We start from the raw sequence: 24374 nt of genomic DNA, 5'->3' as shown, positions 1-24374 counted from the left end.
TTTCCTAAAATTTGTGAACTTTGAAATAGTCGTCCAACGCACGTAAAATCGCCTGGGCCATTTTATGACGATGTGCTGAAGATTGCAGCAGCTTTGCATCGGTCGGATTGGACAAATACCCCATTTCAAACAGCGCAGATGGAATATCCGGGGCTTTTAGCACAGCAAAACCGGCAAACCGGTGCGTACGTTGCTGTAATTTCACATCGTTGGTCAATTCACGCACCATATCCGTCGCAAAATTGGACGACAGGTTCATGGTTTCACGCTGGGCAAGGTCGATCAAGATGCTTTGCACCAGTGAGTTTTCTTCGGACAAATCAACACCGGCAATGACGTCAGCCTTGTTTTCCTTGCTCGCCAATGCCGATGCTTCCTTGTCCGATGCGTTTTCAGACAAGGTATAAACAGACGCCCCGCGATGCCGGGAATCGGATATGGAATCTGCATGAAGGGACAAAAACAGATCGGCGTGATTTTTCCGCGCAATTTCCGTGCGCTGGCGCAGTTTTAAGAACACGTCCTTGTCGCGGGTCAAAAGGGCACGGTAACGCCCGGAATCAGTAAGAACCTTTGCTAATTCACGCGCAGCGGCAAGGGTAACATCTTTTTCATATATGCCCCCCACCCCGATGGTACCCGGGTCCACGCCCCCATGCCCGGCATCAATTGCGATCAGGGGCTTTGTATCGGTTCCGGTCTGGCCCGTTTCAACGGCAACATCGGCACTTTTTTCCGTAACCGACGTATCGTTACGTTGGCGTGCCGAATAGGCGGCCATACTTTCGCGCGAAGCCGCCATAAAGGTATCACGTGATGTCGGGGCAACATCAATAACCAGACGATGAGGCTTGCCGCCACTTGCTGGCAGGGTAAAAATTTTTGAAATCAATGCCGGCTGGCTAACATCAAGAACAACGCGAAAAGTGCCCGGTTTAAACAGGCCATACCGCAAACCCGAAATAATACCGCCACCCGATGTGACTTTACCCGGTGGCGCGCTCCAGTCGATTTCAGGCATATCGATAATGATACGAAACGGGTCTGGCAGCAGGAAATAGGTAAAATCAACATCGCTATCCAGGTCGATAACGAAGCGGGTTTTATCGGGATATACCCCCAGGCGAGCGCCGAGAACCTTGGCTGTGTTTGCCATGGCTGCCTGCGTTGCAAACATAAAAAACAGACAGCATAACACTGCCGCAGCCCGCCCTAAAAAGCCGACAGCGCCAAACATATTCCCCTGCGCGTTTTTTTGCCTGCCTTGCAAAAGCACCGCCAACCCCATCCTGACTTGTTTGTTTTCCCGGATAATTATGGCACGTAGCGTACCGTTTGTGCTTATAGCAACCAGAAAGTTAACGGGTAATTGACCAACCGGCCCGTTCTGAACGTTCGGGCACCTTTATCTGACAAATTCGACGATGAAACGCAGCCACGACGCACGACCCTGATGCGCGCAAATGAACCCGCGTTGTTAGCGGCCGATTCTGCAACCTGGACTGCACGGCACAACACTGCCTTTGATTGTCAAAAAATCACCCGACTTTGGCGGTAAATATAGGGTCATATGCTTTAATGTTAAATTTGCATCGGGTATTTTTAACCGCAACACAGCGCGACGACGCCACAGCGCAATTTGCAAATCACGCCAATAATTGAAAAATCGTTATGATCACAATTATTTGCATGGAATTTTCTTTTCTACCTTTGAAATGTGGAGAATGCGCGGTTTTTAAACCATGTGGCCAAGAAACCTTGTGAATGGCGCAACAAAATTGTTTGTCGCCTGTGAATAAAAGAGATATGTTGTCGCCGAGATTCCTATGCTTTACGGGTTAATAATACTCTCCGTCAGGCTGAGGACGCGACGTGGCAGTTCCTCGGGTCGGTGTCTCGGTGACGCGGCAATCCCCGCTCCCGATAGAGCCCTCCCATTCCAGGCTGTCGTGGCGCGCTCGAACAGACAACAGACATAAGCCAATTCTTTTTTTTAACACCAAAACCAGGTCCATACCGAAAGAGCAGCCGAAACGCGATGAACCATATATATAACGGACATATCGCGACCTTTGTGGGCGGCGCCTTCGGTAACGCCGGTTTGTTTGCATATCAGCACACTTTAGCGAGACGCATTAAACTGGCGGGACCTTCAGGAACAGGTTCCGAATGGTCAAACGTATGCTCATCGACGCAACGCACGCGGAAGAAAGCCGTGTCGTTGTCATAAATGGAAATCGGCTAGAAGAATACGACGTAGAAACGTCGACCAAAAAACAGATTAAAGGTAACATTTATCTTGCGAAAGTAACGCGGGTTGAACCCTCGTTGCAGGCAGCCTTTGTTGATTATGGCGGGAATCGTCACGGTTTCCTTGCTTTTAGCGAAATCCATTCCGATTATTATCAAATCCCTGTCGCCGACCGCGAAGCAATTGCCCGGTCCCACTCCCATGCGCCAGCAACGCGGGACGCCGAAATTGTCGAAGACAATATTGGTGGCGACAATGATGATGCCCAGAAAAAAGACAAAAAGCCGGTTCGTTCGCGTTCGCGCCGCAAACCGCGCAAAGACGATACCGCCGCAACGGACAACAACGACACCGTAACTGCGTCGGACAATGACGACGATGGCGAAGCGCGCGAAAATACCGCCGCAAGTGCCAACAGCGACACCGGCGAAGATGACACAAAACCGCGTCGCCGCCGGATGCGCAACCGTCGCAAAAAACCCGAAGACAGCGAAAACACCGCCGATACCGCCGCCCATAGCGACGATGAGACCGGCAACGACGACAACGGCAATAACGGTGGTTCAAACACCGTTGCCACCATGTCGGCAGAGATCGCCGAAATCTCGGTTGATATCGACGATACTGAAACCGTCAATGACGACGAAAATATCGAAGATATGGGCGGGGATGACAGCGACGAATTTTCTGACTCCGTTCGTCCGCAAATGCAAAAGCGGTACAAAATTCAGGAAGTTATCAAACGCCGCCAGATTTTGCTGGTTCAGGTCGTAAAGGAAGAACGCGGCAACAAGGGTGCGGCCCTGTCAACCTTCCTGTCACTGGCCGGACGTTATTGCGTTTTAATGCCCAACACTCCCCGTGGTGGCGGCATTTCACGCAAAATCACCAATGCGCAGGACCGTAAACGCCTTAAATCGATTTTGGCCGAGCTGGAAATTCCCGGTGGCATGGCGGTTATCGTGCGCACAGCCGGTGCTGAACGGACCAAAGCCGAGATTAAACGCGACTTTGATTACCTGATGCGTCTGTGGGACCGTATCCGCGAAACCACCCTGCAAAGCCAGGCACCATGCCTGATTTATGAAGAAGCCGACCTGATCAAACGCTCCATCCGCGACCTTTATGCCCGCGATGTTGATGAAGTTCTGGTTGAAGGTGATGAAGGTTACCGCATCGCCAAAGACTTCATGAAGATGCTGATGCCATCACATGCCAAGCGTGTGCAGCCCTACAAAGATCAAGGCGTTCCGCTTTTCCACCGTTTCCAGGTCGAAAGCCAGCTTGATGCGATGCTGAACCCTGTTGTTCAGCTGAAATCGGGTGGTTACATTGTGATCAACCCGACCGAAGCCCTGGTCGCAATCGATGTGAACTCCGGTCGGTCAACGCGCGAACGCAATATCGAAGAAACCGCCTATAAAACCAACCTTGAAGCCGCCGAAGAACTGGCACGCCAACTACGCCTGCGCGACCTGGCCGGTTTGATTGTTGTCGACTTTATCGACATGGAAGATCACCGCAACCAGGGTGCCGTTGAACGCAAGCTTAAGGAAGCGATGCGCAACGACCGTGCCCGTCTGCAGATTGGTCGCATCAGCCCGTTTGGCCTGCTTGAAATGTCGCGTCAACGCCTGCGTCCGTCGCTGGTCGAAAGCGCATTTGAGGTGTGCACCCATTGCCGTGGTGTTGGTCTGGTTCGCTCCATCGAAAGTTCGGCCCTGCATCTTTTGCGCGTCATTGAAGAAGAAGGCATGCGTCGCCGTGCCGGTGCCCTGACGGTGCATGTTGCCAGCGAAGTTGCCCTTTATATTTTGAACCGCAAACGCGATTCACTGGCCGAAATCGAACAGCGTTATGGCTTTACTGTCATGATTTTCGGTGACGACAGCCTGATTTCACCGGATCATCGTATCGAACGGTCCCGTGCGCCCAAGGCTGGCGAAGATGATCATCCGGCAGTTCTAAATACAGATAGCGTTTCATTAACCGCCATCGAAGCCCCGATCGAACTGGTCGAGGAAGAACTTGTTGAAAACACAAGCCGGGATGACGAAGCCGAAACCGAAATCAGCACCGACAGCGACGAGCAGAATAAACGCCGCCGCCGCCGCCGCCGTCGTCGTGGTCGCCCGGAGGATCGTGATGAAAACACGACCGCCGAGAATGACGACACGTCATCCGATGACGATGAAGACGATGATTCGGCCCAGTCTGCGGACCAGAACGGTGATGATGATGGCGATGATGATGCATCACGCAAACGTCGCCGCCGGGGAAAACGCGGGGGACGTCGTCGTTCGCGCCGCCAGGAATTCGAAGCGGCACCGCGTGTCGTATCGCCAACCGACGATCCTGAAGCGACCGAAAAACGCCGCAACCGCGACCATAGCGCCCCGGACGGAACAAGTGTTGACGCCATCATTGAAGGCGACAGTGAAGGTCAGGAAGCCGACGAATTTGTAGCAACCGGAGACGGTGATGAAATTCGCCCGGCCCGTGAACGCAGCACAACCGCCCCGGCCCCGGCCCGTCAGCGTCGCGATCGGAATAATCGCAACAAAGACAACCGTCGCAACAACCAGAACCGGGATCGTAGCGAAGTTCGCAATATTCCGATTCACAGTGGCCCGGCACCGGAAGCCAGTGGTTCGGAAACAGCTGACGCCGTTGCACAAACGGCAACACCGACACCAAACACGCCCGTTGCAGCCCCGGCAGAACAATCACCGGCGCCAACCACTGAGGTTAAGGATTCACCGGCACCCGAAACAGCAACGCCTGCTGCTGTCGAAAGCAAACCGGTCACAAACGAAGCCGTCAAAACCGAAGTCGCCACACCGGCAGCTGAGGTTAGCGAAAAACCTGCTACATCAGCACCAAACACAGCACCGGCACCGACCCAACCGGAACAGGCGGCAACCCCGGCAGACGTGAAAGCGCCCGAGGCACCAGCCAAACCGAAGCCGAAACGTAAAGGCTGGTGGAGCAACTAGCCACCGGGTCACCCCAAACGCAAAAAGGGATGCCAAAATCTGGCATCCCTTTTTTGTCGGCTATTTTCAAATTATCTGCTTATTATAAAACCTGTTTTGTGAATACAGGGCATGGCAACACAGGTATGGATTACCTAACGCCGTTCGACCAATGCCAATTTAACGCTTCCAGTCACATAGCGCCTTAACTGCACCCAACATGGTTTGTTCGCTATGGGCGAAGGAAAACCGAACATAAGACTTCCCCCGAAACGGGTCGAAATCCGTTCCGGGCGTGATGGCAACACCGGTTTCATTCAGCATTTTCTTACAAAACGCTTCACTATTATCGGTATGCCCCGAAACATCGGCATACAAATAAAATGCACCATCCGCCGGGGCAAACTGGTCAAACCCGGCCTTGGGCAATTCGTTTAGCAAAATCTCGCGATTGCGGGCATAGGCTGCGATATTAGCCTGTAATTCGTCTTCGCAATCAAAGGCAGCAACAGCAGCCAGTTGCGACAGGGTCGGTGCCGAAATAAACAGGTTTTGCTGTAAACATTCCACCTGTCGCACCAAATCAGGCGGAACGACAGCCCAACCCAAACGCCAACCGGTCATGGAAAAATATTTGGAAAAACTGTTCACGATGAAAGCGTCATCGCCAAACTCTACTGCGGTAGAATCCGGAACATCCCCAAATGAAATACCCTGATAAATTTCGTCCGAGATCAGGCGAATGCCATTTTCCCGGCAATAGCGTACCAGTTCGGCAAACTTCTCGCGGCTGATCATACTCCCGGCCGGGTTGGACGGACTTGCCAAAATCAGGCCATCCACTGGCTTATCCAACGCCATTAACATCTCGACAGTTGGCTGATAATGGCTTTCGGGACCTGCCATCAGGGTAACTGTTTCAATGCCCAGCGCCCCCAGAATATTACGATAAGCCGGATATCCCGGTGCCGCCATTGCCACCCGGTCGCCCGCATCAAAGGCCGCCAAAAATGCCAACACAAAAATGGACGAAGACCCGCTGGCAACGCAAATACGTGACGGGTCCAGAGACACGCCAAACTTTGTTTTGTAATGCCCGGCAATGGCCGCACGCAGCGGCTCCACACCCAACGCATCGGTATAGCCGATCAAATCGCCGTCAAGAGCACGGGCAGCGGCTTCGCGCACTTTCTTCGGTGCCGGGGTGCCAGGCTGTCCGACTTCAAGATGATAAACGGCCTTGCCACTTTCGGCGCGCATATTTGCCGCACGCAACACATCCATCACAATGAAGGGGGAAATTGCCCCGCGAGTCGACTTTTTCAGGGTCATTTTCTTTCCAGTCCGTCAGAAATGAAACCTGCCTGCATGAAGATCACACAGGCAGGAGTTGTTTCTATTTTTTAGTTGCAACTTTTATCGTCAGGGTCCGTAAAATGGCAGGACATACGACACGCAAACATCCTGCCGATTTGGCACCGCCGTGCTGCAATTTACAGGTTTAACGACCAAGCGCCATACCGCCCCCTGCCGGATCGGCAACAAAACGGCAGCTTTCGGGATGTGGCGGCACACCTTCAGGACAGGAAATATAATTCACTGACGATACCCCCTTGGCATTCATGCCAAGTTCGGCGGCACTTCCCGCACCAACAAGATCTTCGGCAATTCTGGCGATCTGGGCAGTCGCGCCTGCCGGGGTATCGGTGCCCGCGATGCCATAATAAAATTCCCAGACATTGGGATTAAGCTTCAGAACCGGGCCAACCAATGGTTCGGCAACATCACCGCTTGCAAGATCCAGCCCAAACGCATTTGCACCGACGCCAACGCCAAAGGGTTCGTTCATTGTGGTTTCACAAGCCACGGCATTGGCAGCAAGATCCACAACGACAAATCCGCTCCGCCCCCCCTTTGCACTGTTGGCTGGCGCATTGTCGATATCAGCCAGATAACGGTTCAGGACCGAAACAACATCACCCTCGCCTGTGATATCACCCGTACCGGTTGCCGATTTGGGAGCATGAGTGAAATACAGGTTTTCATTGCCCGATTTCACGGCAGTTGCCTCCCGCCAGACCGGTTTATAATTGTTAAGATCCGCCAGCGTCAGTGTACCACCGGCATTTTGAACCGCCGTCACGATTTGCGATGCCAGCCCCCCACTATAAAAATCGCCAGGCCCCTTGACCCGCAACGACGTTAACAATGCGCCAAGGCCCAGTTGCTGAACCCGGTCGCCAACTTCAAGCAAATGGCCATCACGGCTATAGATTGCCGCCAGCGAAGGGGTAGACATAACTTTATCGCGTGATGCTTCCAGATCCATTTTCAAAGATCGCGACAGGGGTGTTCCAAAACGGGCATCCTGTTCGGCACTGGCAATAAGCTGGCCCCATTGCAAACGGCCATAACGGGCGCTCAGCGCATACAAGCCGCGCGGAACACCGGGAACAGCGGTATGGGTTTGGCCATCGGCAGTTTTGGTGCCCGGGCGCGGCCAGAAATCCAGAACTTCAATTTTTTGTGCCACACGGTCATGCACAACGCACACACCGCCACCGCCAATACCGGCTACCGACGGTTTGGTAACTGTCATGGTTGCATACAGGGCAACCGCCGCGTCAGCCGCGGTACCACCCGATGACAAAACATCGCGCGCGGTTTGTACGGCAAGGGGTTCATCACCCGTCACACCACCCAAAACACCTTTGACTGCCCCGATCTGGCCAACATTTTGTGGTGTGGTGGTGCAAGCACAAAGTACAGCAGTCATTGCGAAAGCCGCGGCGATCCGCCATGATGGTTGGCCTGCCTGCTTTTCGACTGGCCCGGATGAACGAACATACGGAACGCACATTTTGCTTAGACGCATTTTAACACTCACTGCCATTTTCCTTGTTGCCTTGCCCAGCGCAGTTTTCGCCCAAGGCCGTTCATTTATCCGTGACACAGAAATCGAGGAAACCCTTCGTCTCTATGCCACGCCCCTGTTCAAGGCCGCCGGTCTCGATCCACAGGCTGTATCGGTTTACATCGTTTCCGATAACAGTCTCAATGCGTTCGTTGCAGGCGGGCAGAAACTTTTTATCAATACCGGGCTTCTGTTGAAAGCAGATACTCCTGAACAGGTGATGGGGGTTATCGCGCACGAAACCGGCCACATCGCTGGCGGGCATCTTTCGCGCGTGCAGGACCAGTTGCGCAATGCATCGGCAATCTCAATTCTTTCAACGGTTTTAGGCGTTGCGGCCGGGGTTGCATCCGGCCGGGCCGATGTTGGCACCGCCGCCGTTATTGGCGGGCAGAACCTGGCGCAGCGTAATTTTCTCGCATATTCCCGCACCCAGGAAAGCAGCGCTGACCAGGCGGGCGTTAAATTTCTGACCGAGGCCGGCATTTCGGCGCGCGGCATGAGAAATTTTATGGAGAAGCTTGAAGGGCAGGAACTGTTAAGTGCCGCCAATCAGGACCCTTATCTGCGCAGCCACCCTTTAACAACCGAACGTGTGCAGTTTCTTGAAAACTATGTTGCCAACTCTCCGCTTAAGGATGCCAAGGTTTCACCTGCCCTGTACGAACGTCATGCCCGAATGCGCGCCAAACTTTTCGCCTTTACCAACAGCTTGCAGTTAACCCTGCGCCAGTATCCCGAGTCCGATACCAGTATTGCCGCCCGCTATGCCCGCGCAATTGCCTATTATCGCGATTCGCAGCTTGAACCGGCACTGGAACGCATCAACGCGCTGATTGCCGACGAACCGGAAAATCCATATTTCGCCGAATTAAAAGGCCAGGTCTTGCTGGAATTTGGCAAAGCCGCCGATGCCATTGAGCCGTTACACAAGGCAGTTGACCAATCTGGCGGCGACGCCCCGCTGATCCGTATTTTACTGGCCCATGCCGAACTTGAAACCAACGACCCGGCCCTGCTCGATGATGCCAAACAAAACTTGCTGGCGGCCCTGTCAAAGGAACGCGATAACGCATCGGCCTGGCGGTTTCGTGCCATTACCGAATCCCGATTAAACAATACCGGCGAGGCATCGCTTGCCCAGTCGGAATATAGTCTTTTGACCGGTGATCGTAGCGCTGCACGCTATCATGCCGTGCAAGCGGACCGGCAACTGACCAGCGGCACGGCCCCTTGGCAGCGCGCACAGGATATTTTGCGCGCCACCCAGCCAGACAATAAAAACTAACAGCCCGTGACGTTGCCAGGCCAACAACACCCCCACCCATACCATCCCGCGGCACATACCCGCCGGGATGGTATCGCTAGCCGAGAAAACAACTGCCTGCATTCTTCAATACTGCCCTGAGCCAACCTGCAATCGGACACAGACACATGCGAAAATTCCCGTCTGAATGTCCAACACATATGCGTTTTCAGCGGTTTCGGGCAATTATTGCTACTATGACGGCCATGTTTTTGGCCGCCTGTAGCTTGCCCGGCGCCGGGGTGAATGCCGATGGCGGATTAAAATTGCTTTATGCGCCCTTTGCCCTGGAAGCGCATAAACTGCCGGAATATTGGCTGTATGTGCCACGTCGGGAAGGATCGCCGTTACAAAACCCGCGCCAAAAGATGGCAACAGGGACGTTACCGTCGCCCCCCGCCCTGTTCTGGGCCGATATTGATGGCAAAATCGCCCTGGGAGTTTCTGCATATGGTGCACCAGGCGACGGGGTTGAATTGGGCCGACGTACCAATATTGCCATTTTAAGCACGCCATTTTTATCTTTTGACTGGCAATTGCAAAATGGCGCCCGCCCTGGTGATGCAACACTAATATTGGGGTTTCGTAACCAAACCGCAGATAACTGGAGCGAAACAGACTTTGGCGTTGGCCTGCCGGGTGTCGATTATGTCCTGCAAATTCCAGTTGGCGACATGCCGACAGCTTCGTCCGCTTCATCGGCTCCGTCGATGCCGTCTACGGCACACAGCTTTTGGCAAACCGATTATCTGGACCTTGCCACATTGCATCGTCGGTATTGGCCCAAGACTGACCCAACCGCTGTCAAACTGGTATGGATTGGCATTGCGTCACGCCCACAGCAGAACCGTGCCCCTGCGGCTGTGACCTACCTCTCGCATATTTTACTTTCCCGTTAGGGCATGTGTCCCGTATCAAGGTTACAACCATACTGTAATTTGCTGGCAGTTTTGCCTGACCGCAGACAAAAGGATTTTTAATGGCATTGCACATTTTGAAAAAAGCGACGGTTTGTTGCGCCGTTGCGTTGCCGCTGGCAATGACGAGCCTGGCCTCGACCCCTGCCCATGCCGCAGACGACCTGTCGCCTGCGCAACAAAAACAGGTTGAAAGCATGATCGAGGGCTATCTGATGGATCACCCGGATGTGCTTTTGCGTGCCCTTCAAAATGTACAAACCTGGCAAATGAGCGAGCAAACCCGCCGCCAGGACGAAGCCATTGCACCGGTCTGGCAAGCCCTTTCCGCCAAAGACCCGATCGCGCCTTCAGTTGGTTCTGCCGATGCGCCAGTCACTGTGGTTGAGTTTTTCGATTATCAATGCGGTTACTGCAAACGCGCCTTTGATGATGTGATGGCAATGGCCGACGACGACACCCAAAAAATCCGCACCATTTTTCTGGAATTACCAATCCTGACACCGGAATCGGTGGTTGCCGCACGCGCAGCCCTGGCCGCCCACAAGCAGGGAAAATACCTGGAACTTCATCGTGCCATGATGGGCAGCCGTGGCCAGCTCACCAACGACCGCATTGACGAACTGGCCGCCGGTGCGGGGCTGGATATTGCCCAAATGCACAAGGACATGGACAGCGATGACGTCAAAAAAGAACTGTCACGCAACAGCGCCATGGCCAAATCAATTGGTGTTAATGGAACACCTGCCTTCCTGATCAACGGCACGCTGGTACCAGGGGCAGATATGGAACGGGTTAAATCACTGGTTGATGCCGGCCTGTCCAAGGATTCCTGATCCCGCATCTCAAACCGCATATGCAGTTTTTTCATATCGGATTGGCAATAAAACAACATCCCCCGTTTCGATCTCGAAACGGGGGATGTTGTTTAGACAAGGCAGCCAGAAATCAGATAATACCCGCCAATGGCGATGACGGATCGGCATAGCTTTTGCGCGGCATCCGCCCGGCCAAAAAGGCTTCGCGACCGGCAATAACCGCATGTTTCATGGCACGCGCCATACGAATCGGGTCGTTCGCCCCGGCAATGGCCGTGTTCATCAGAACGCCGTCACATCCCAGTTCCATCGCAAAGGCCGCTTCCGATGCGGTCCCGACACCGGCATCAACCAACACCGGCACCGACGCATTTTCCTTGATCAGGGCAATGTTCACCGGGTTGATAATTCCCATGCCAGAACCGATCAGCGACCCTAACGGCATAATCGCAACACACCCCATATCTTCGAGAATTTTCGCCTGAATCGGATCATCGCTACAATACACCATTACCTCGAAGCCTTCCCTGATCAGGATTTCGGCCGCTTTCAGGGTTTCAGGCATGTTCGGATACAGGGTTTTCTGATCGCCCAGCACTTCCAGCTTTACAAGATTCCAGCCACCAGCCTCGCGCGCCAGCCGCAATGTCCGCATCGCATCGTCTGCGGTAAAGCACCCGGCTGTGTTGGGTAAATAAGTGTATTTTTTCGGGTCAACATAATCGACCAGCATCGGTTGGCTCGGGTCGGTTACATTGACCCGGCGCACCGCCACCGTCACAATTTCAGCACCCGATTCTTCCAAAGCAAGGCGGGTTTCATCAAAATCCTTGTATTTACCGGTACCAACCAGCAACCGGGACTTAAAAGTACGCCCGGCAACCACAAAGCCATCATCTTCGGCTGCGGCAAGGTCCGCATCGGACGAACCGCCCCCAATAAAATGAACAATTTCCAGTTTATCGCCCTCGCCAAGCGCAGTTACGCCGTATGCAGTTTTGGGAACAATTTCAAGATTGCGTTCAACCGCCACCTTGCCCGAAGCAATTTGCAATTGCTCAAGGAGATCGGCCACTGTGGTTGCATTTTCGACTGTGCGGTCTTCACCATTGATCGTAAGGCGCATTTTTTTACTAAAGTCCCTAATCCTTGTATATTTGGCCGCAGTATGGTCAGCACCGGGTTTGAAGGCAAGCCGAGATCACCCGTTTTTGGCCTGTATTGCGGCAAATATAACAATGCGGGCCCAATTTGCAGCACTGCTGGCATATTCCATCATTGCGATATAAGGAATGCAGCGTTGCGTCATACTATCGTCGTGTTATAAACGCTTCACAAACTGTTGGGTATGTGAGACCGGATGACAAAACCCGTCTACATTTTAAATGGGCCAAATCTTAATCTACTGGGACAGCGTCAGCCCGAAATCTATGGTGCGACCACCCTGGAAGATATAAGGGTCCTGTGTGAACAGCATGCGACGTCGATTGGCCTTCAAACCGCCTTTCATCAAAGCAATCACGAAGGCGTTCTGGTTGACCAGATACAGGAAGCCCGTGTAAAGGGATGCGGCATCATTCTTAATGCTGCGGCCTATACGCATACGTCGGTCGCTATTCTTGATGCCTTGCTGGCATCAGATTTGCCGATCGTCGAGGTCCATCTGTCCAATATTCATCAGCGTGACACTTTCAGGCATCATTCCTTCGTCTCGAAGGCCGCAAAAGGCATGATTTGCGGTTTTGGTGCACAGGGCTATGTCCTGGCCCTTGACGCTCTGAAGCCCCTTATTGCCCCCTCATCATAAAAGATAGTCGAAATGAGCAAGTTCAACATCGATAATGACGCCATTCGCCAGCTTGCAGAATTGCTGGACGAAACCAATCTTACAGAAATTGAAGTTGCCGCAGGCGACAATAAAATTCGCGTTGCCCGCCAGGGCACCACGTATGCTGCACCAGCCCCGATCGCCGCACCTGCCAGTGTTGCAGCCCCGGCTGCCGGCGCACCGGCTGGTGGTGATCTTTCGTCACATCCGGGCTGTGTCAAATCACCCATGGTCGGTGTGGTTTATTTCGCACCCGAACCAGGTGCCGCCCCCTTTATCAGCGCAGGTGCGACGGTTGCCGAAGGCCAGACCCTGATGCTGATTGAAGCCATGAAGACCTTCAATCCGATCCGTGCACCAAAAGCAGGCAAAATCAGCCAGATCGTCGCAACCGACGGCAACCCCGTCGAATATGACGAGCCGCTGGTCATCATTGAATAAGCCGGGGTCATAACCGCAATGTTCGAAAAAATCCTGATTGCCAACCGAGGCGAGATCGCGCTGCGTATTCAGCGTGCCTGCCGCGAAATGGGCATCAAAACCGTCGCAGTGCATTCCACTGCCGACGCCGACGCCATGCATGTGCGTTTGGCTGACGAAGCGGTTTGCATCGGCCCGGCAGCGTCGCGCGACAGTTATCTCAATATCCCGGCCATTCTTTCGGCTGCCGAAATTACCGGCGCCGACGCAATTCACCCGGGATACGGCTTTTTGTCCGAGAATGCCGACTTCGCCGCCATGGTCGAAGAACACGGCTTTGCCTTTATCGGCCCCAGCCCGGAACATATCCGGATGATGGGCGACAAGATCACCGCCAAACAGACTGTCGAAAAACTTGGCATTCCTGTTGTGCCAGGGTCTGACGGCGAAATTACCACTGTTGAGCTGGCCCAGAAATGTGCTGCCGACATTGGCTACCCTGTGCTGATCAAAGCATCGGGCGGCGGCGGCGGTCGTGGTATGAAGGTTGTGGAACGCGACGAGGATTTGGCCGAAGCCTTTTCCATGACGCGGAAGGAAGCGATGCAAAACTTTGGCAATGCCGCTGTTTACATCGAAAAATACCTGGGCAAACCGCGCCATATTGAGCTGCAGGTCATTGGTGATACCCATGGGAATGCCGTGCATCTTTTTGAGCGCGATTGCTCCTTGCAGCGGCGCCATCAAAAAGTGATGGAAGAAGCCCCCTCGCCAACCCTGACCGCCGAAGAACGCGACCGGATTGGGACCGTGGTGGCAAACGCCATGCGTGACATGGGCTATCGCAATGCCGGTACCATCGAGTTTCTTTACGAAAATGGCGAGTTCTATTTCATTGAAATGAACACCCGTTTGCAGGTGGAACACCCGGTGACCGAAGCCATTTCGGGCGTTGATCTGGTGCGCGAGCAAATTCGCGTTGCTGCGGGTATGGAATTATCCTTTACCCAGGATGATATCGAAATTAATGGCCATGCCATTGAATGCCGCATCAATGCCGAAGACCCGGAAACATTTGTGCCCTCGCCCGGCAAAATCCAGGAATACCATGCCCCTGGTGGCCTTGGCGTGCGCGTTGATAGTGGCATTTATACCGGTTATTCAATTCCGCCTTATTATGACAGCATGATCGCAAAGCTGATTGTTCATGGGCGTGACCGACAGGAATGCATGATGCGTTTGCGCCGTGCCTTGGCTGAATATGCCATTGGCGGCATCAAAACCACCATTCCCCTGCACCAGAAATTGCTGGAAAACCCCGATATTCAAGCCGGGGATTACGATATTCATTGGCTTGAGAAATTTATGGGCATGAAAAAATAATAGAAAACCGGGGACCAATGGGTCCCCGGTTTTTTAATTTCTTCCCGTCAGGCTCAATTACGTTGGCGATGCGTTATTAACCAATTCGGAGTCCTGAACAGGGGGCTCTGTTGAAGAACCATCATAAGGATTAAAATCCTGACTTGGCGCCACTGGCTGCTGGTCTTGCGGCAATATCGCACTCATTTGCGCACTATTAGCCTGGTTCGCTCCATTTAACTCGGAATTGGCACTTGCCTGACGAATAACCAAAGTCACCCGCTGTGCCGCATCCGGCGACGCACTTACAACCTTCGAATTAGTTACCGCAGCATATGAATTGGCGGCAACCTGTATACTTGCTGTCGGGTTAGACTGATATACGACCGGTGATGTTGCAACCTGAACCGCCTGGGTCGCAACCTGGGCAACCTGGGCCGGTGCGACCTGAATCACATTCGGATGAACAACAATACGGGCAGCAATTGCGGCCACATTATTGGCAGCAGCTGGCGCGGAAGTCTGGACCGGATTATTGCTGACAACATTGACAGCCGCCTGCGCAGCCGCAAGGGCTGCCTGCGGGTTGGTCTGAACAAGCCCCTCGGCCGCTGCAGCAACTTGCTGGGCAAGGCTTGCTGCCCGCGTCGCGTTACCGCCGCTCAAGGTCTGTATCGCCTGCTGAATTGCGTTAGAATTACCCGCTAGAAGAGCCGCTCGCAAAGCAGGCGGCAACTGGGCGATACCTGCTGACTGCCCCGCCGACTGGGCAAAAGCTGCTGTCGTTCCGTATGCGCCGACAAATGCCGTCGACACGAGAAAGGCAACACCAACGGACCGTAAAAGTTTCATAATATCCCCTCAGAAAACATACGGTTGAATTTTGCGGATCAAGCGCTGAATGCGGACATTACTCAATGCCAAATCATGTCTTCAAAAACAGAATGGTGGCTTTTCCTCATCCCCACCACCGTTTTTGTTTTACCCATCAATGCGAAACTGAACATGCAAAATTGAGCGTCCTTGGGTATAGCTTTGCATTATACCTAACTGTGACAAAACAGAATAGATTAATTTTCGTCTTGTTGCGCCGGGTACGATGCACATATGAAAGACAGGATCTGGTGATAGGGACCGCCAGCGTAATCAGGATATGCAACCATTTCAGCGATCATGTCGAACCAGTTGACGCCAGAGCTTCTGATCCGGGCCTATTCCGTGGGCTTGTTTCCCATGGCCGAAAGCCATGACGACCCGACCTTGTACTGGATTGATCCGGAATGGCGCGGGGTGATACCGCTGGGTGAATTTCATGTCCCGCGCAGCCTGCGCAAAGCCGTTCGCCGCCGCGAGTTCGACATCAAAGTTGACAGCAATTTTGCCGCAACAATCGCGGCCTGTGCGACCACGACCGACACACGCGAAGAAACATGGATCAATGCCAGTATCCGCGAGGCCTATTGCCACCTGCACGAAATGGGATGCGCCCATTCGATTGAAGCCTGGAAAGACGGTGAACTGGTCGGCGGATTATACGGGGTTAGTCTCGGCCAGGCCTTTTTTGGCGAAAGCATGTTTTCGCGCGCAACCAATGCATCCAAGGTGGCACTGGTACATCTGGTCGCCTTGATGCGCCAGGGCGGTTATCAATTGCTTGATACCCAATTTGTGAATGATCACTTAAAACAGTTTGGCGTTGTTGAAATTTCACGGGAAAAATACCGCACCAAACTTGCCAATGCACTGACCGGGCGGTCCAGCCTGCCCTTCCAGGCCGATCAGGAAGCGCTTGAAGCCGTATTGTGCGAAAAACCTTACCCGACGACATAACCCCGGCCATGTCCACAGACATGGCCGGAAAGTTAAAATCCGTTACCGTCACTAATTTATCGGCTGTCACGCAAAATTACTGCTGCAAACCCGGAAATGCCCAAATGCCTGCAACACGCAGCAAATCCCGATAAACAACCAGCTTTTCACTATCGCTAACTTTTGCTGCCTCTTCCATACTATCGAAATCAAGAGCGATAAGCGGATGTACCGGTGCATCGATGTCATATTGCGCCAGGGCATCTTCCAGTACAGTTTGTGCGCGCCGCATATGGCTGGCACTGGTCACCAAAATCACATCATCGGCTGTATGACGATGTAACAGGTTGGCAATGTTCAACATATTGCCAACGGTATCCCTGGATTTGTCTTCCAGAATAATCCGGCCACGGTCAACACCCTTGTCCACCAGCCAGCGCATCATCATGTCACCTTCGGTAACTCCGGCCTGCGGTTGACCACCGGTAACCATCACATAGGCATCAGGGTTCCTTTTGGCCGCGGCCAGCCCCATTTCAAGCCGTTGCATCAAAGGCGGACGCATGCTGCCATCCTCGGCCAATGCATATCCCAAAATCACGATGGTCGTATGATGCGCCAATGCTGGCACATCCTGATTGGGGGCCATAGACATTATGGTATCGGCGCGATCAAAACGTTTGCGAAAGGCATTTGCCTTTTCCCGGTTAATACCCGCCAACGCATCCATGTAATTATGATAGGCAGCATCATCATTGCGAATATGCGCAAGGGCGGCAAGCCACGCATAGGCATTAAAGGCGTTCGGATCGACGCGGGTAATACCGGTATAGGTTTCAATCGCGCCATCGATATTCTTTTGAAGAATACGCGCCGAAGCAACAGCATAGCGAAAGTCAAGCCGCTCGGGTGACAAGGCTGAGGCCTCGGCAAAGGCCTGTTCAACCACATCATAACGGCCATGAAGGGTAATTCCCTTAAACACCTCGGCCTCGGCTTTTTTAACGTCACCGCCTGACCAGTAATAATGCATGCCGGTATCAACCAGCTCGCGAATGCGCGCAGCATCGGTTTGCCCGGCGGCCAGTACCGACGAAAACGGAATGCCCGCCAACATCATCGCGGCAAGCCCAACCCTGATTGCTTTTTTTAGGTTCATTTTTGTACCCTGTTGTTTGACATGTCCAATTCACACATCAAAACAGAAGCACAAAAGAAATACCTTTTGAATACCAAATATTAGATTTTTCTGACCGAACTCCGAATGTGGTATCAACTGGTATTATTCTGAAGCCATTTAACAAGTCCACTGACTTTGCCTGGTTCAAAAGAAAGGGGCGAAACCAAATGGCCCCGCCCCTTATTATCAGTTTAATTTCCGGAGTCCTAGATCAGGAAGCGGACACGCAAGGTGCCATTGATGGCTTCAAGTTCCTTGCGAATCCCAAGGCCCGGTTTAATTTCGTCGTCAACTTCGACGACAACATAACCAACCCCGCCTTCAGAGCGCAAATACTGCCCGGAAATGTTCATGCCACGGGTGGCAAACACATCGTTGATTTTCGACAAAACGCCCGGAACGTTGCGATGGATATGCATGAAACGGGTGTGATTACGGTTTTTAACCGGCAAGGCCACTTCGGGGAAGTTAACCGCACCAAGGGTGGAACCGTTATCGGAATAGGTAATCAGCTTGTCGGCCACTTCGATACCGATATTTTCCTGCGCTTCCTGGGTTGAACCACCAATATGCGGAGTCAGGATCACGTTGGTCATCCCGCGAAGCGGGCTTTCAAACTGTTCATCCTTGCCTGCCGGCTCCACCGGAAAGACATCAATCGCGGCACCGGCCAGATGACCACTTTCAAGGGCAGCGGCCAGGTCTTCAATGACAACAACATTCCCGCGTGCAGCATTAATGAAATGGGCCCCAGGCTTCATTTTACCCAGTTCAACCGACGTAATCATGTTTTTGGTCTGATCGTTTGCCGGAACATGCAGCGAAACAACATCCGAACGGGCCAAAAGATCGTCCATGCTGACACATGAGGTTGCATTGCCCATCGCCAGCTTGTTGATCACGTCATAATAAACAACATTCATCCCCAGCGATTCGGCCAGCACTGAAAGCTGCGATCCAATATGACCATATCCGATGATGCCCAACGTTTTACCGCGCGCCTCGAACGAGCCTTTGGCATTTTTAAGCCAGCCACCGGCATGAGCCGATGCATTGCGCTGCGGAATACCGCGCATCAGCATAATAATCTGGCCCAGCACCAGTTCCGCGACCGAACGGGTATTGGAATAGGGTGCGTTAAATACCGGAATGCCACGCATGGCGGCGGCCGTCAGATTAACCTGATTGGTACCGATACAAAAACAACCGATCGATGTCAGTTTCGGCGCGGCATCAATAATTTCTTCCGTCAGTTTGGTGCGGGATCGTATACCAAGAAAATGCGCCTCGGAGACGACAGATTTCAGTTCGTCAGCGTCAAGAGCAGCGGGATACAGGTCGACATTTGAATAGCCGGCCTCCCGAAACATTTTAACAGCATTTTCATGGATACCTTCGAGCAGAACAATTTTAATTTTGTCCTTCTCCAACGAAAGCTTGCTGATCACGGCGTACCATCCTTTTCTTCGAAGAATATGCTGGGGTTTTTCCCAAGCCGTTCATGAAATAGGACCAACTTGCCGCGAGGTCAAAGGCTTTCCCTTGCACATATACGCATTGCGCCTATCTTTTGAACGCATATACCGGGTTCTGCGTAGGTTCCATATGGGTCAGCCTGCCGTCTGCCAATGGGGAAAAAATTGCCAATAGAGTTAAAAACCGCCACCGATATCCATCAGATCGGGGCCGAGGCATGGGATGCCTGTGCAGGGTCGGTCAATCCGTTTGTCAGCTTTGCGTTTTTATCTGCCATGGAAGACAGCCAATCGGCCCATGCCGATACCGGGTGGCAGCCGTTTCATATTATCTGCACCGACGATGATGGCACGATTGTCGGGGTCGCCCCCCTTTATGTCAAAGGTCATTCATACGGTGAATATGTGTTTGACTGGGCCTGGGCCGATGCCTTTCAGCGGGCTGGCGGCAAATATTACCCCAAACTGCAATCGGCAGTGCCTTTTTCCCCGGTGCCGGGCCCTCGCCTGCTGGTACGGGCAGACCACCCTGCCCCCAACGACATTCGCAAGGCCCTTGCGCAAGGTCTTGCCGCCCTGCCCGCGCAACTGGGGCTTTCGGGTGTTCATGTTACCTTTTGCAGTGAAGATGAAAGCCGGATCATGGCTGAGAACGGGTTTTTGCCGCGTGTCGGCATTCAATATCACTGGAAAAACCGTGGATATGAAAGTTTTGACGACTTTCTAGGTGCCCTAAACTCGCGCAAGCGCAAAAACATTCGCAAAGAACGCCGCCAGGTTGTCGAAGCGGGATACAGCTTTGCAGCTCTGTCCGGTGACGATTTGAAAACCGTTCACTGGGACCGTTTTTTTGAATTTTACCGTGACACAACAGATCGCAAATGGGGTGAAGCCTATCTAACCCGCGACTTTTTCGACCTGCTACACGACCGGCTACGCGACAATGTCGTACTTGTCACCGCTTCACACGATGGCAACATTGTTGCCGGGGCGTTAAACCTGATCGGCGATAAAACACTCTATGGACGCAATTGGGGCAGCATTGACCGCACACCCATGCTGCATTTTGAAACCTGTTATTATCAGGCCATCGACCTTGCGATTGAACGCAAACTTGAAACCGTTGAAGCCGGCGCCCAGGGCGAACATAAAATTCAGCGTGGCTATGAACCGGTGCTAACCCATTCAGCCCATTTTTTGCGCCATGAAGGGCTACGCGCAGCCATTGCGCAATTTCTGGATCAGGAACGTGCCGGGATCGAACAGGACAGCCTGTTTATCAAGGACGAACACAGCCCCTACCGGCAAGACAATTAACAGAAACGACGGAAACCGCATGTAAAAAGGACCAGGGCACTTCACCCCGGTCCTTTACCGTCATGACATCCGTTTCCAAGACCGGATTGACCGGTTTCAATCAAAGAGTCCCGGCATCCTCAACGAACAGCGACACTAGACTTTGCGCACTTCATCAAGAAAGCCCTGAACATGCTCCAGCAACTGATCGTTCGCAGCTGACAAACGCCCCACACAGCCAAGCTGCCCGTTTGAAAGTTCACCGCTTTGGGTAGCAGACCGTGCCACACTGCTTACCGCACTGTTGATTTGCTGGTTACCATTAGCAACCCCATCAACGCTGCGTGAAATTTCGTGAGTTGCAGCACCCTGTTCCTCAACCGCGCTGGCAACCACGGCCATCAGCCCCTCGATATTGCGAATGGTCTCGGCAAAGGTACGAACTGCCGCTGCTGCCGCACCGGTTTCAGACTGCATTTCCGTAATCTTGATCGTAATCTGTTCGGTCGCACGTGCAGTTTGTGCCGCCAGGTTTTTAACCTCGCCTGCAACCACGGCAAATCCCTTTCCGGCTTCTCCGGCCCGGGCCGACTCAATGGTTGCGTTCAAAGCCAAAAGGTTGGTTTGATTGGCAATATCGCTAATCAGGTTCACCACTTCGCCAACACTTTGCGCAGCTTCGTTAAGCTGTAATACGCGCTGGTTGGTTTGCTCGGTATCACGTACGGCTTTCTGGGCAATACCGGTAACCTGTGAAATCTGATGCGAAATTTCGTTAATCGAGGACGAAAGCTGTGTCGTTGCTGTTGCCACAGTTTCGATATTTGCAGTTGATTCCTCGGCCTGCTCGGCAACACTTTGGGCATGGTCGTTAGCGCGTGCAGAATGATCTGACAACTGCTCGGATGCACCACGTACTTCACCAAGGGCCATTGTTACAGTGTTAAGGACTTCGCTGATCTGGCGGTCAAACTGATCAGAAAGCTCACCCATCTTGCGGCTCCGCTCCAGCTGACGTTGCGCTTCGATACGTTCCTGTTCAGAAAGGCGCAGACGCTCGGCAGCATTTTCACGAAAAACCTGCAATGCCCGCGACATATCACCTACCTCATCGGTACGTTTCATTTTTGCAATTTGAACATTAACGTCGCCAGCGGCAAGTTTACCCATGGCAGCTGTCATATCGCGGATCGGCGTTGCAATCATGCGTGACAATATCGTTGCAAACAAAACCGCAATCGTCACCAGAGCAATCACACCAACAACGAGGGTGATCACAAATGCTCTCATGGCGTCGTTCTGGTTTTGCTCCAGCCGATCACGTGACTGGTCGATATAATCTTCCAGTTGATGGGCTGCCTCGGTGGCTTTGAGGGCCAACGCACGGGGTTCACCTGATGCTTCAATTGCGCGGGCATGATTTACTGTAAGATACTGACGCATCAGTTGCGCCTGACGATTGGCAATTTCTTCCCAGCCATCAATCGCAGCTTCCATTTCGCTGGCCAGCCGGCGAATTTCGGTATCACTGGTGGCAGTCTCCATCAACTGCGCCACACTTTTGTCGGTCAAATCAACTGCTTCGCGATAGGCCGTCAATCCACTTCTGTCACCTGTGGTCAGAAAATAGGTCATTTCCTGCCGGGCAGTTCGATAATAACGATCAATATCGGTGAAATTTTCTTCGATACTTGTCAGTTGCGCCGTGCCTTTGCTTGCATTCTGCACCAGGCGCATCGCATTTAATCCCGCCCCGCCAACACATAAAATAACGGCAATAATTACCGCAAAACATGCCGCAAGTTTGGTTGGAATAAGCATATTCTTTATGTACATCATAACACTTGATCCCTTAAAGGCCCTTGCGGCGCGCAAGTTCGGTAAGATTGATTTCGATTGTCACAGCCCCCATCGGCACACCGGCACTATCTGCCAGCGTCATATTAAGCTGCGAGCGCCAGTTATCGGCGGCCTCGTTATATTCGGCTTCGTCGATGAAAACCGCCGTCGCCCCCTGCGGATAGGTTTTTTGAAATTTCGCTTCATCACCTTGCCAGAAATCCGACGTGATAGCGCTTTGCCCGACATTAAGACCGTGGGCATCCATAACGAATATTTCGCTATAAAGTCCGCCAGAGCGCGCCTGAATCTGGGTCAGGTATCCCGATAAAGGATTAGTCAAGACCGCCGCAATAATCGGCTGGTCTTCGGCTTCGCGCTCGGTGCGCCATTCCTTGTCGGCGGCATCAATATCGGCCTGTGACAGGTTTTGGTTGCGCTTGTTCTGGCCCTTCACCGATATTTCGACCACCGGATTGGCAAGCCACTCGCGTACGGCTGAAATAACAGTTGCATCAATTAATTGCTCCGGCGCGCCCGGCGAGGCCTGCTTGGCCAAAGCACCATTCGCTATAAGCAACGCTGTCACGCCTGCCGCCAGCGCCCAATGGGACTTACTAAATCGCTTCATCGCACTTCCTTTGCCATTCTTTGACGCGCCATCTCTTTATAACTTGGGTTCAAGCGCAAAATTAACAGGGCAACTCGCATACAAATTGCCATTTGGTATAGCAGCAACCTATACGAAAAGAATAGTGTCGTAACATCCTAATTTGGGAATGCTCTATTATGATGGGGAAAATATCGTGCCGTTGTGTCTGGCTCGCCCTAATTTCGGGCAAGAAAAAAGCGGCGATACGAAATCGCCGCTAAGTTTTGGTTGGGACACGAGCAAACTGCAGAAGATTACGTTGTTCCAGGCGCACCGTAGCGCGCCCCTGCACAGAACAACTGTCCGCTATAGCCTATGCAGGTGCCGTGCCAGTTTTGGGAAATTAAAATTCCGCTGATTTTAGCGGTATAGAGTAGTAATACCTTCGGAGGATATGATCCAGATTCGCAATTTGAAAAAAAATCTTTGCAATTTGCGAAATTGACTTCCCCATTTTGCGAAAATCCTCAACGACACTCTTCTAACGCAATGAAAATCCCCACCAAAGCACGCGAAAACAGCAACTCGCTACTGTCTTTGATCTTACAAATTAAATTCGCATTCTGCGGATATTGCGTTATCACCTAAAAAAAACGCCTATATCTGGTATAGGCTAAGCCATACCCCACCCCACACGATCGGATTGGAATACTTACAAGATAGCGTACAACTTAACGAAACTTCTTCTTTTTAGCCGTCGATGATTTTTTGCCAAAATTCAAAAGTGTCGGCGCGTGCTGGATGATTTCCTCAAGGATATCCTTGGCCATATCCAGATCATCCTGGGCACTTTCATCAAGGTCACTTTTGTAACGCGGATCAGAGAGCATTTTTTCAGCTTCATACAATGTCCGAAGCTCGCTCTGGAACAGCTCACGTGACCCCAAAGGCAAAAACGCCTTGGCGCTCATCACAAAAAAGAACTTAAGGCTGGTTTTAATCACCAGTCGCAACATCAGAACCTGCAATTTATGAAACTGCGATTCCAGTTCATCCTTTCGGGGATGCGCATCAAGGGCCGCCAGCCGTTCAGAAAGAATCAATGACAATGCCTTGAAATTATCGACTTGTTCGCGAAACGGACGATAACGGGTAACGTCTGTTGCATCGGCCATTACCTCCAGCTCGGCTGCAATCGACACTAAAATGCGCCCGCGCTTTTCCAACTGCGACAGAAAATGCTCGACCTCTTTAGTTTTTTGTTTTTGTGTCGATGAATTCATAAACTGCCGGAACAATCCTTAATTGAAAATGCATCCGGCCCAAACGAAAGACCGGATGCATCCCAAGATACTATGCTATGGCCCGATAGCAAGCCTGAACAGTTAAACC

Annotated in this window: 19 protein-coding genes; 9 read left to right on the top strand and 10 right to left on the bottom strand. The window is 52.4% G+C overall.

The genetic code is table 11. The features are described from left to right. Positions 1-4: 4 nt before the first annotated feature. Complete coding sequence (locus tag J4E05_RS20125) at positions 5-1156, bottom strand: N-acetylmuramoyl-L-alanine amidase (RefSeq protein ID WP_246833047.1); 1152 nt, start codon at positions 1154-1156, stop codon at positions 5-7. Between the two features lie 1013 nt (positions 1157-2169). Between J4E05_RS20125 and J4E05_RS20120 the strand changes: the two genes are divergently transcribed. After that, entirely contained in the window at positions 2170-5247 is a 3078-nt protein-coding gene (locus tag J4E05_RS20120; protein WP_349599381.1) for an Rne/Rng family ribonuclease, read from the top strand. A gap of 159 nt (positions 5248-5406) precedes the next feature. Here the strand turns inward: J4E05_RS20120 and J4E05_RS20115 are convergent, their stop codons facing one another. Both J4E05_RS20115 and J4E05_RS20110 read right to left on the bottom strand, forming a co-directional pair. After that, positions 5407-6558, bottom strand: a complete 1152-nt coding sequence (locus J4E05_RS20115) for a pyridoxal phosphate-dependent aminotransferase (RefSeq protein ID WP_349599378.1) — start codon at positions 6556-6558, stop codon at positions 5407-5409. Positions 6559-6727: 169 nt separating this feature from the next. Further along, entirely contained in the window at positions 6728-8002 is a 1275-nt protein-coding gene (locus tag J4E05_RS20110) for a gamma-glutamyltransferase (RefSeq protein ID WP_349599375.1), read from the bottom strand. An 85-nt stretch (positions 8003-8087) separates the two neighbouring features. Here J4E05_RS20110 and J4E05_RS20105 point away from each other — a divergent pair, with 85 nt between their 5' ends. From J4E05_RS20105 to J4E05_RS20095, 3 genes are all read left to right on the top strand, one after another. Further along, the gene (locus J4E05_RS20105; RefSeq protein WP_349599372.1) at positions 8088-9428 is read left to right on the top strand and encodes a M48 family metalloprotease; all 1341 of its coding nucleotides are present in this window, start codon (positions 8088-8090) and stop codon (positions 9426-9428) included. Between the two features lie 215 nt (positions 9429-9643). Beyond that, on the top strand, positions 9644-10345 hold the full coding sequence (locus tag J4E05_RS20100; RefSeq protein WP_349599370.1) for a hypothetical protein: 702 nt from the start codon (positions 9644-9646) through the stop codon (positions 10343-10345). Positions 10346-10425: 80 nt separating this feature from the next. Then, positions 10426-11199, top strand: coding sequence for a DsbA family protein (locus tag J4E05_RS20095; protein ID WP_349599368.1), 774 nt, complete (start codon positions 10426-10428; stop codon positions 11197-11199). Between the two features lie 112 nt (positions 11200-11311). Here J4E05_RS20095 and thiS read toward each other — a convergent pair whose 3' ends face one another. Then, entirely contained in the window at positions 11312-12307 is a 996-nt protein-coding gene (gene thiS, locus J4E05_RS20090; RefSeq protein ID WP_349599365.1) for a sulfur carrier protein ThiS, read from the bottom strand. 234 nt (positions 12308-12541) lie between these two features. Between thiS and aroQ the strand changes: the two genes are divergently transcribed. From aroQ to accC, 3 genes are read left to right on the top strand one after another with little or no spacing between them, the layout of a single operon-like run. After that, positions 12542-12988: a type II 3-dehydroquinate dehydratase gene (gene aroQ, locus J4E05_RS20085; RefSeq protein ID WP_085593994.1), complete on the top strand. Its 447-nt coding sequence runs from the start codon at positions 12542-12544 to the stop codon at positions 12986-12988. Positions 12989-13000: 12 nt separating this feature from the next. Further along, positions 13001-13450 carry an acetyl-CoA carboxylase biotin carboxyl carrier protein gene (locus tag J4E05_RS20080; RefSeq protein ID WP_085593996.1) on the top strand — a complete coding sequence of 150 codons (450 nt, stop codon included), beginning with the start codon at positions 13001-13003 and terminating at the stop codon, positions 13448-13450. Between the two features lie 18 nt (positions 13451-13468). After that, positions 13469-14812, top strand: a complete 1344-nt coding sequence (gene accC, locus J4E05_RS20075) for an acetyl-CoA carboxylase biotin carboxylase subunit (RefSeq protein ID WP_085593998.1) — start codon at positions 13469-13471, stop codon at positions 14810-14812. 57 nt (positions 14813-14869) lie between these two features. Here accC and J4E05_RS20070 read toward each other — a convergent pair whose 3' ends face one another. Then, complete coding sequence (locus J4E05_RS20070) at positions 14870-15643, bottom strand: hypothetical protein (RefSeq protein ID WP_349599361.1); 774 nt, start codon at positions 15641-15643, stop codon at positions 14870-14872. A gap of 321 nt (positions 15644-15964) precedes the next feature. On the opposite strand from J4E05_RS20070, the gene aat reads away from it, so the two are divergent. Then, complete coding sequence (gene aat, locus J4E05_RS20065; protein ID WP_349599358.1) at positions 15965-16621, top strand: leucyl/phenylalanyl-tRNA--protein transferase; 657 nt, start codon at positions 15965-15967, stop codon at positions 16619-16621. Positions 16622-16697: 76 nt separating this feature from the next. On the opposite strand, the gene J4E05_RS20060 is transcribed toward aat, so the two are convergent. Both J4E05_RS20060 and serA read right to left on the bottom strand, forming a co-directional pair. Further along, positions 16698-17759 carry an ElyC/SanA/YdcF family protein gene (locus J4E05_RS20060; protein ID WP_349599356.1) on the bottom strand — a complete coding sequence of 354 codons (1062 nt, stop codon included), beginning with the start codon at positions 17757-17759 and terminating at the stop codon, positions 16698-16700. A gap of 227 nt (positions 17760-17986) precedes the next feature. Beyond that, entirely contained in the window at positions 17987-19228 is a 1242-nt protein-coding gene (gene serA / locus J4E05_RS20055; RefSeq protein WP_085588801.1) for a phosphoglycerate dehydrogenase, read from the bottom strand. Positions 19229-19420: 192 nt separating this feature from the next. Between serA and J4E05_RS20050 the strand changes: the two genes are divergently transcribed. Beyond that, the gene (locus J4E05_RS20050) at positions 19421-20572 is read left to right on the top strand and encodes a GNAT family N-acetyltransferase (protein WP_349599353.1); all 1152 of its coding nucleotides are present in this window, start codon (positions 19421-19423) and stop codon (positions 20570-20572) included. Between the two features lie 135 nt (positions 20573-20707). Here J4E05_RS20050 and J4E05_RS20045 read toward each other — a convergent pair whose 3' ends face one another. From J4E05_RS20045 to J4E05_RS20035, 3 genes are all read right to left on the bottom strand, one after another. Then, positions 20708-22390 carry a methyl-accepting chemotaxis protein gene (locus tag J4E05_RS20045; RefSeq protein ID WP_349599350.1) on the bottom strand — a complete coding sequence of 561 codons (1683 nt, stop codon included), beginning with the start codon at positions 22388-22390 and terminating at the stop codon, positions 20708-20710. Positions 22391-22403: 13 nt separating this feature from the next. Next, positions 22404-23021, bottom strand: a complete 618-nt coding sequence (locus tag J4E05_RS20040; RefSeq protein ID WP_349599347.1) for a hypothetical protein — start codon at positions 23019-23021, stop codon at positions 22404-22406. A 692-nt stretch (positions 23022-23713) separates the two neighbouring features. Beyond that, positions 23714-24265 (bottom strand): hypothetical protein, encoded by a 552-nt coding sequence (locus tag J4E05_RS20035; RefSeq protein WP_085588809.1) that lies wholly within the window; start codon positions 24263-24265, stop codon positions 23714-23716. Between the last annotated feature and the right edge of the window lie 109 nt (positions 24266-24374).

The organism is Thalassospira sp. NFXS8, from assembly GCF_040148805.1.
In the GTDB taxonomy this organism is placed as follows: domain Bacteria; phylum Pseudomonadota; class Alphaproteobacteria; order Rhodospirillales; family Thalassospiraceae; genus Thalassospira.
Note: the sequence above shows the minus strand (reverse complement) of the source record. Positions and strands in the feature narration are given on the sequence as shown.

Excerpts from the sequence above, each read along its gene's own strand:
- thiS (WP_349599365.1), bottom strand. The coding sequence starts at position 12,307 with ATGCGCCTTACGATCAATGGTGAAGACCGCACAGTCGAAAATGCAACC.
- J4E05_RS20120 (WP_349599381.1), top strand. The coding sequence starts at position 2,170 with ATGGTCAAACGTATGCTCATCGACGCAACGCACGCGGAAGAAAGCCGT.
- J4E05_RS20100 (WP_349599370.1), top strand. The coding sequence starts at position 9,644 with ATGACGGCCATGTTTTTGGCCGCCTGTAGCTTGCCCGGCGCCGGGGTG.
- J4E05_RS20095 (WP_349599368.1), top strand. The coding sequence starts at position 10,426 with ATGGCATTGCACATTTTGAAAAAAGCGACGGTTTGTTGCGCCGTTGCG.
- aroQ (WP_085593994.1), top strand. The coding sequence starts at position 12,542 with ATGACAAAACCCGTCTACATTTTAAATGGGCCAAATCTTAATCTACTG.
- J4E05_RS20125 (WP_246833047.1), bottom strand. The coding sequence starts at position 1,156 with ATGGCAAACACAGCCAAGGTTCTCGGCGCTCGCCTGGGGGTATATCCC.
- J4E05_RS20060 (WP_349599356.1), bottom strand. The coding sequence starts at position 17,759 with ATGAACCTAAAAAAAGCAATCAGGGTTGGGCTTGCCGCGATGATGTTG.
- J4E05_RS20080 (WP_085593996.1), top strand. The coding sequence starts at position 13,001 with ATGAGCAAGTTCAACATCGATAATGACGCCATTCGCCAGCTTGCAGAA.
- J4E05_RS20045 (WP_349599350.1), bottom strand. The coding sequence starts at position 22,390 with ATGATGTACATAAAGAATATGCTTATTCCAACCAAACTTGCGGCATGT.
- J4E05_RS20110 (WP_349599375.1), bottom strand. The coding sequence starts at position 8,002 with ATGACTGCTGTACTTTGTGCTTGCACCACCACACCACAAAATGTTGGC.
- J4E05_RS20115 (WP_349599378.1), bottom strand. The coding sequence starts at position 6,558 with ATGACCCTGAAAAAGTCGACTCGCGGGGCAATTTCCCCCTTCATTGTG.
- J4E05_RS20040 (WP_349599347.1), bottom strand. The coding sequence starts at position 23,021 with ATGAAGCGATTTAGTAAGTCCCATTGGGCGCTGGCGGCAGGCGTGACA.
- J4E05_RS20070 (WP_349599361.1), bottom strand. The coding sequence starts at position 15,643 with ATGAAACTTTTACGGTCCGTTGGTGTTGCCTTTCTCGTGTCGACGGCA.
- aat (WP_349599358.1), top strand. The coding sequence starts at position 15,965 with ATGTCGAACCAGTTGACGCCAGAGCTTCTGATCCGGGCCTATTCCGTG.
- accC (WP_085593998.1), top strand. The coding sequence starts at position 13,469 with ATGTTCGAAAAAATCCTGATTGCCAACCGAGGCGAGATCGCGCTGCGT.
- J4E05_RS20035 (WP_085588809.1), bottom strand. The coding sequence starts at position 24,265 with ATGAATTCATCGACACAAAAACAAAAAACTAAAGAGGTCGAGCATTTT.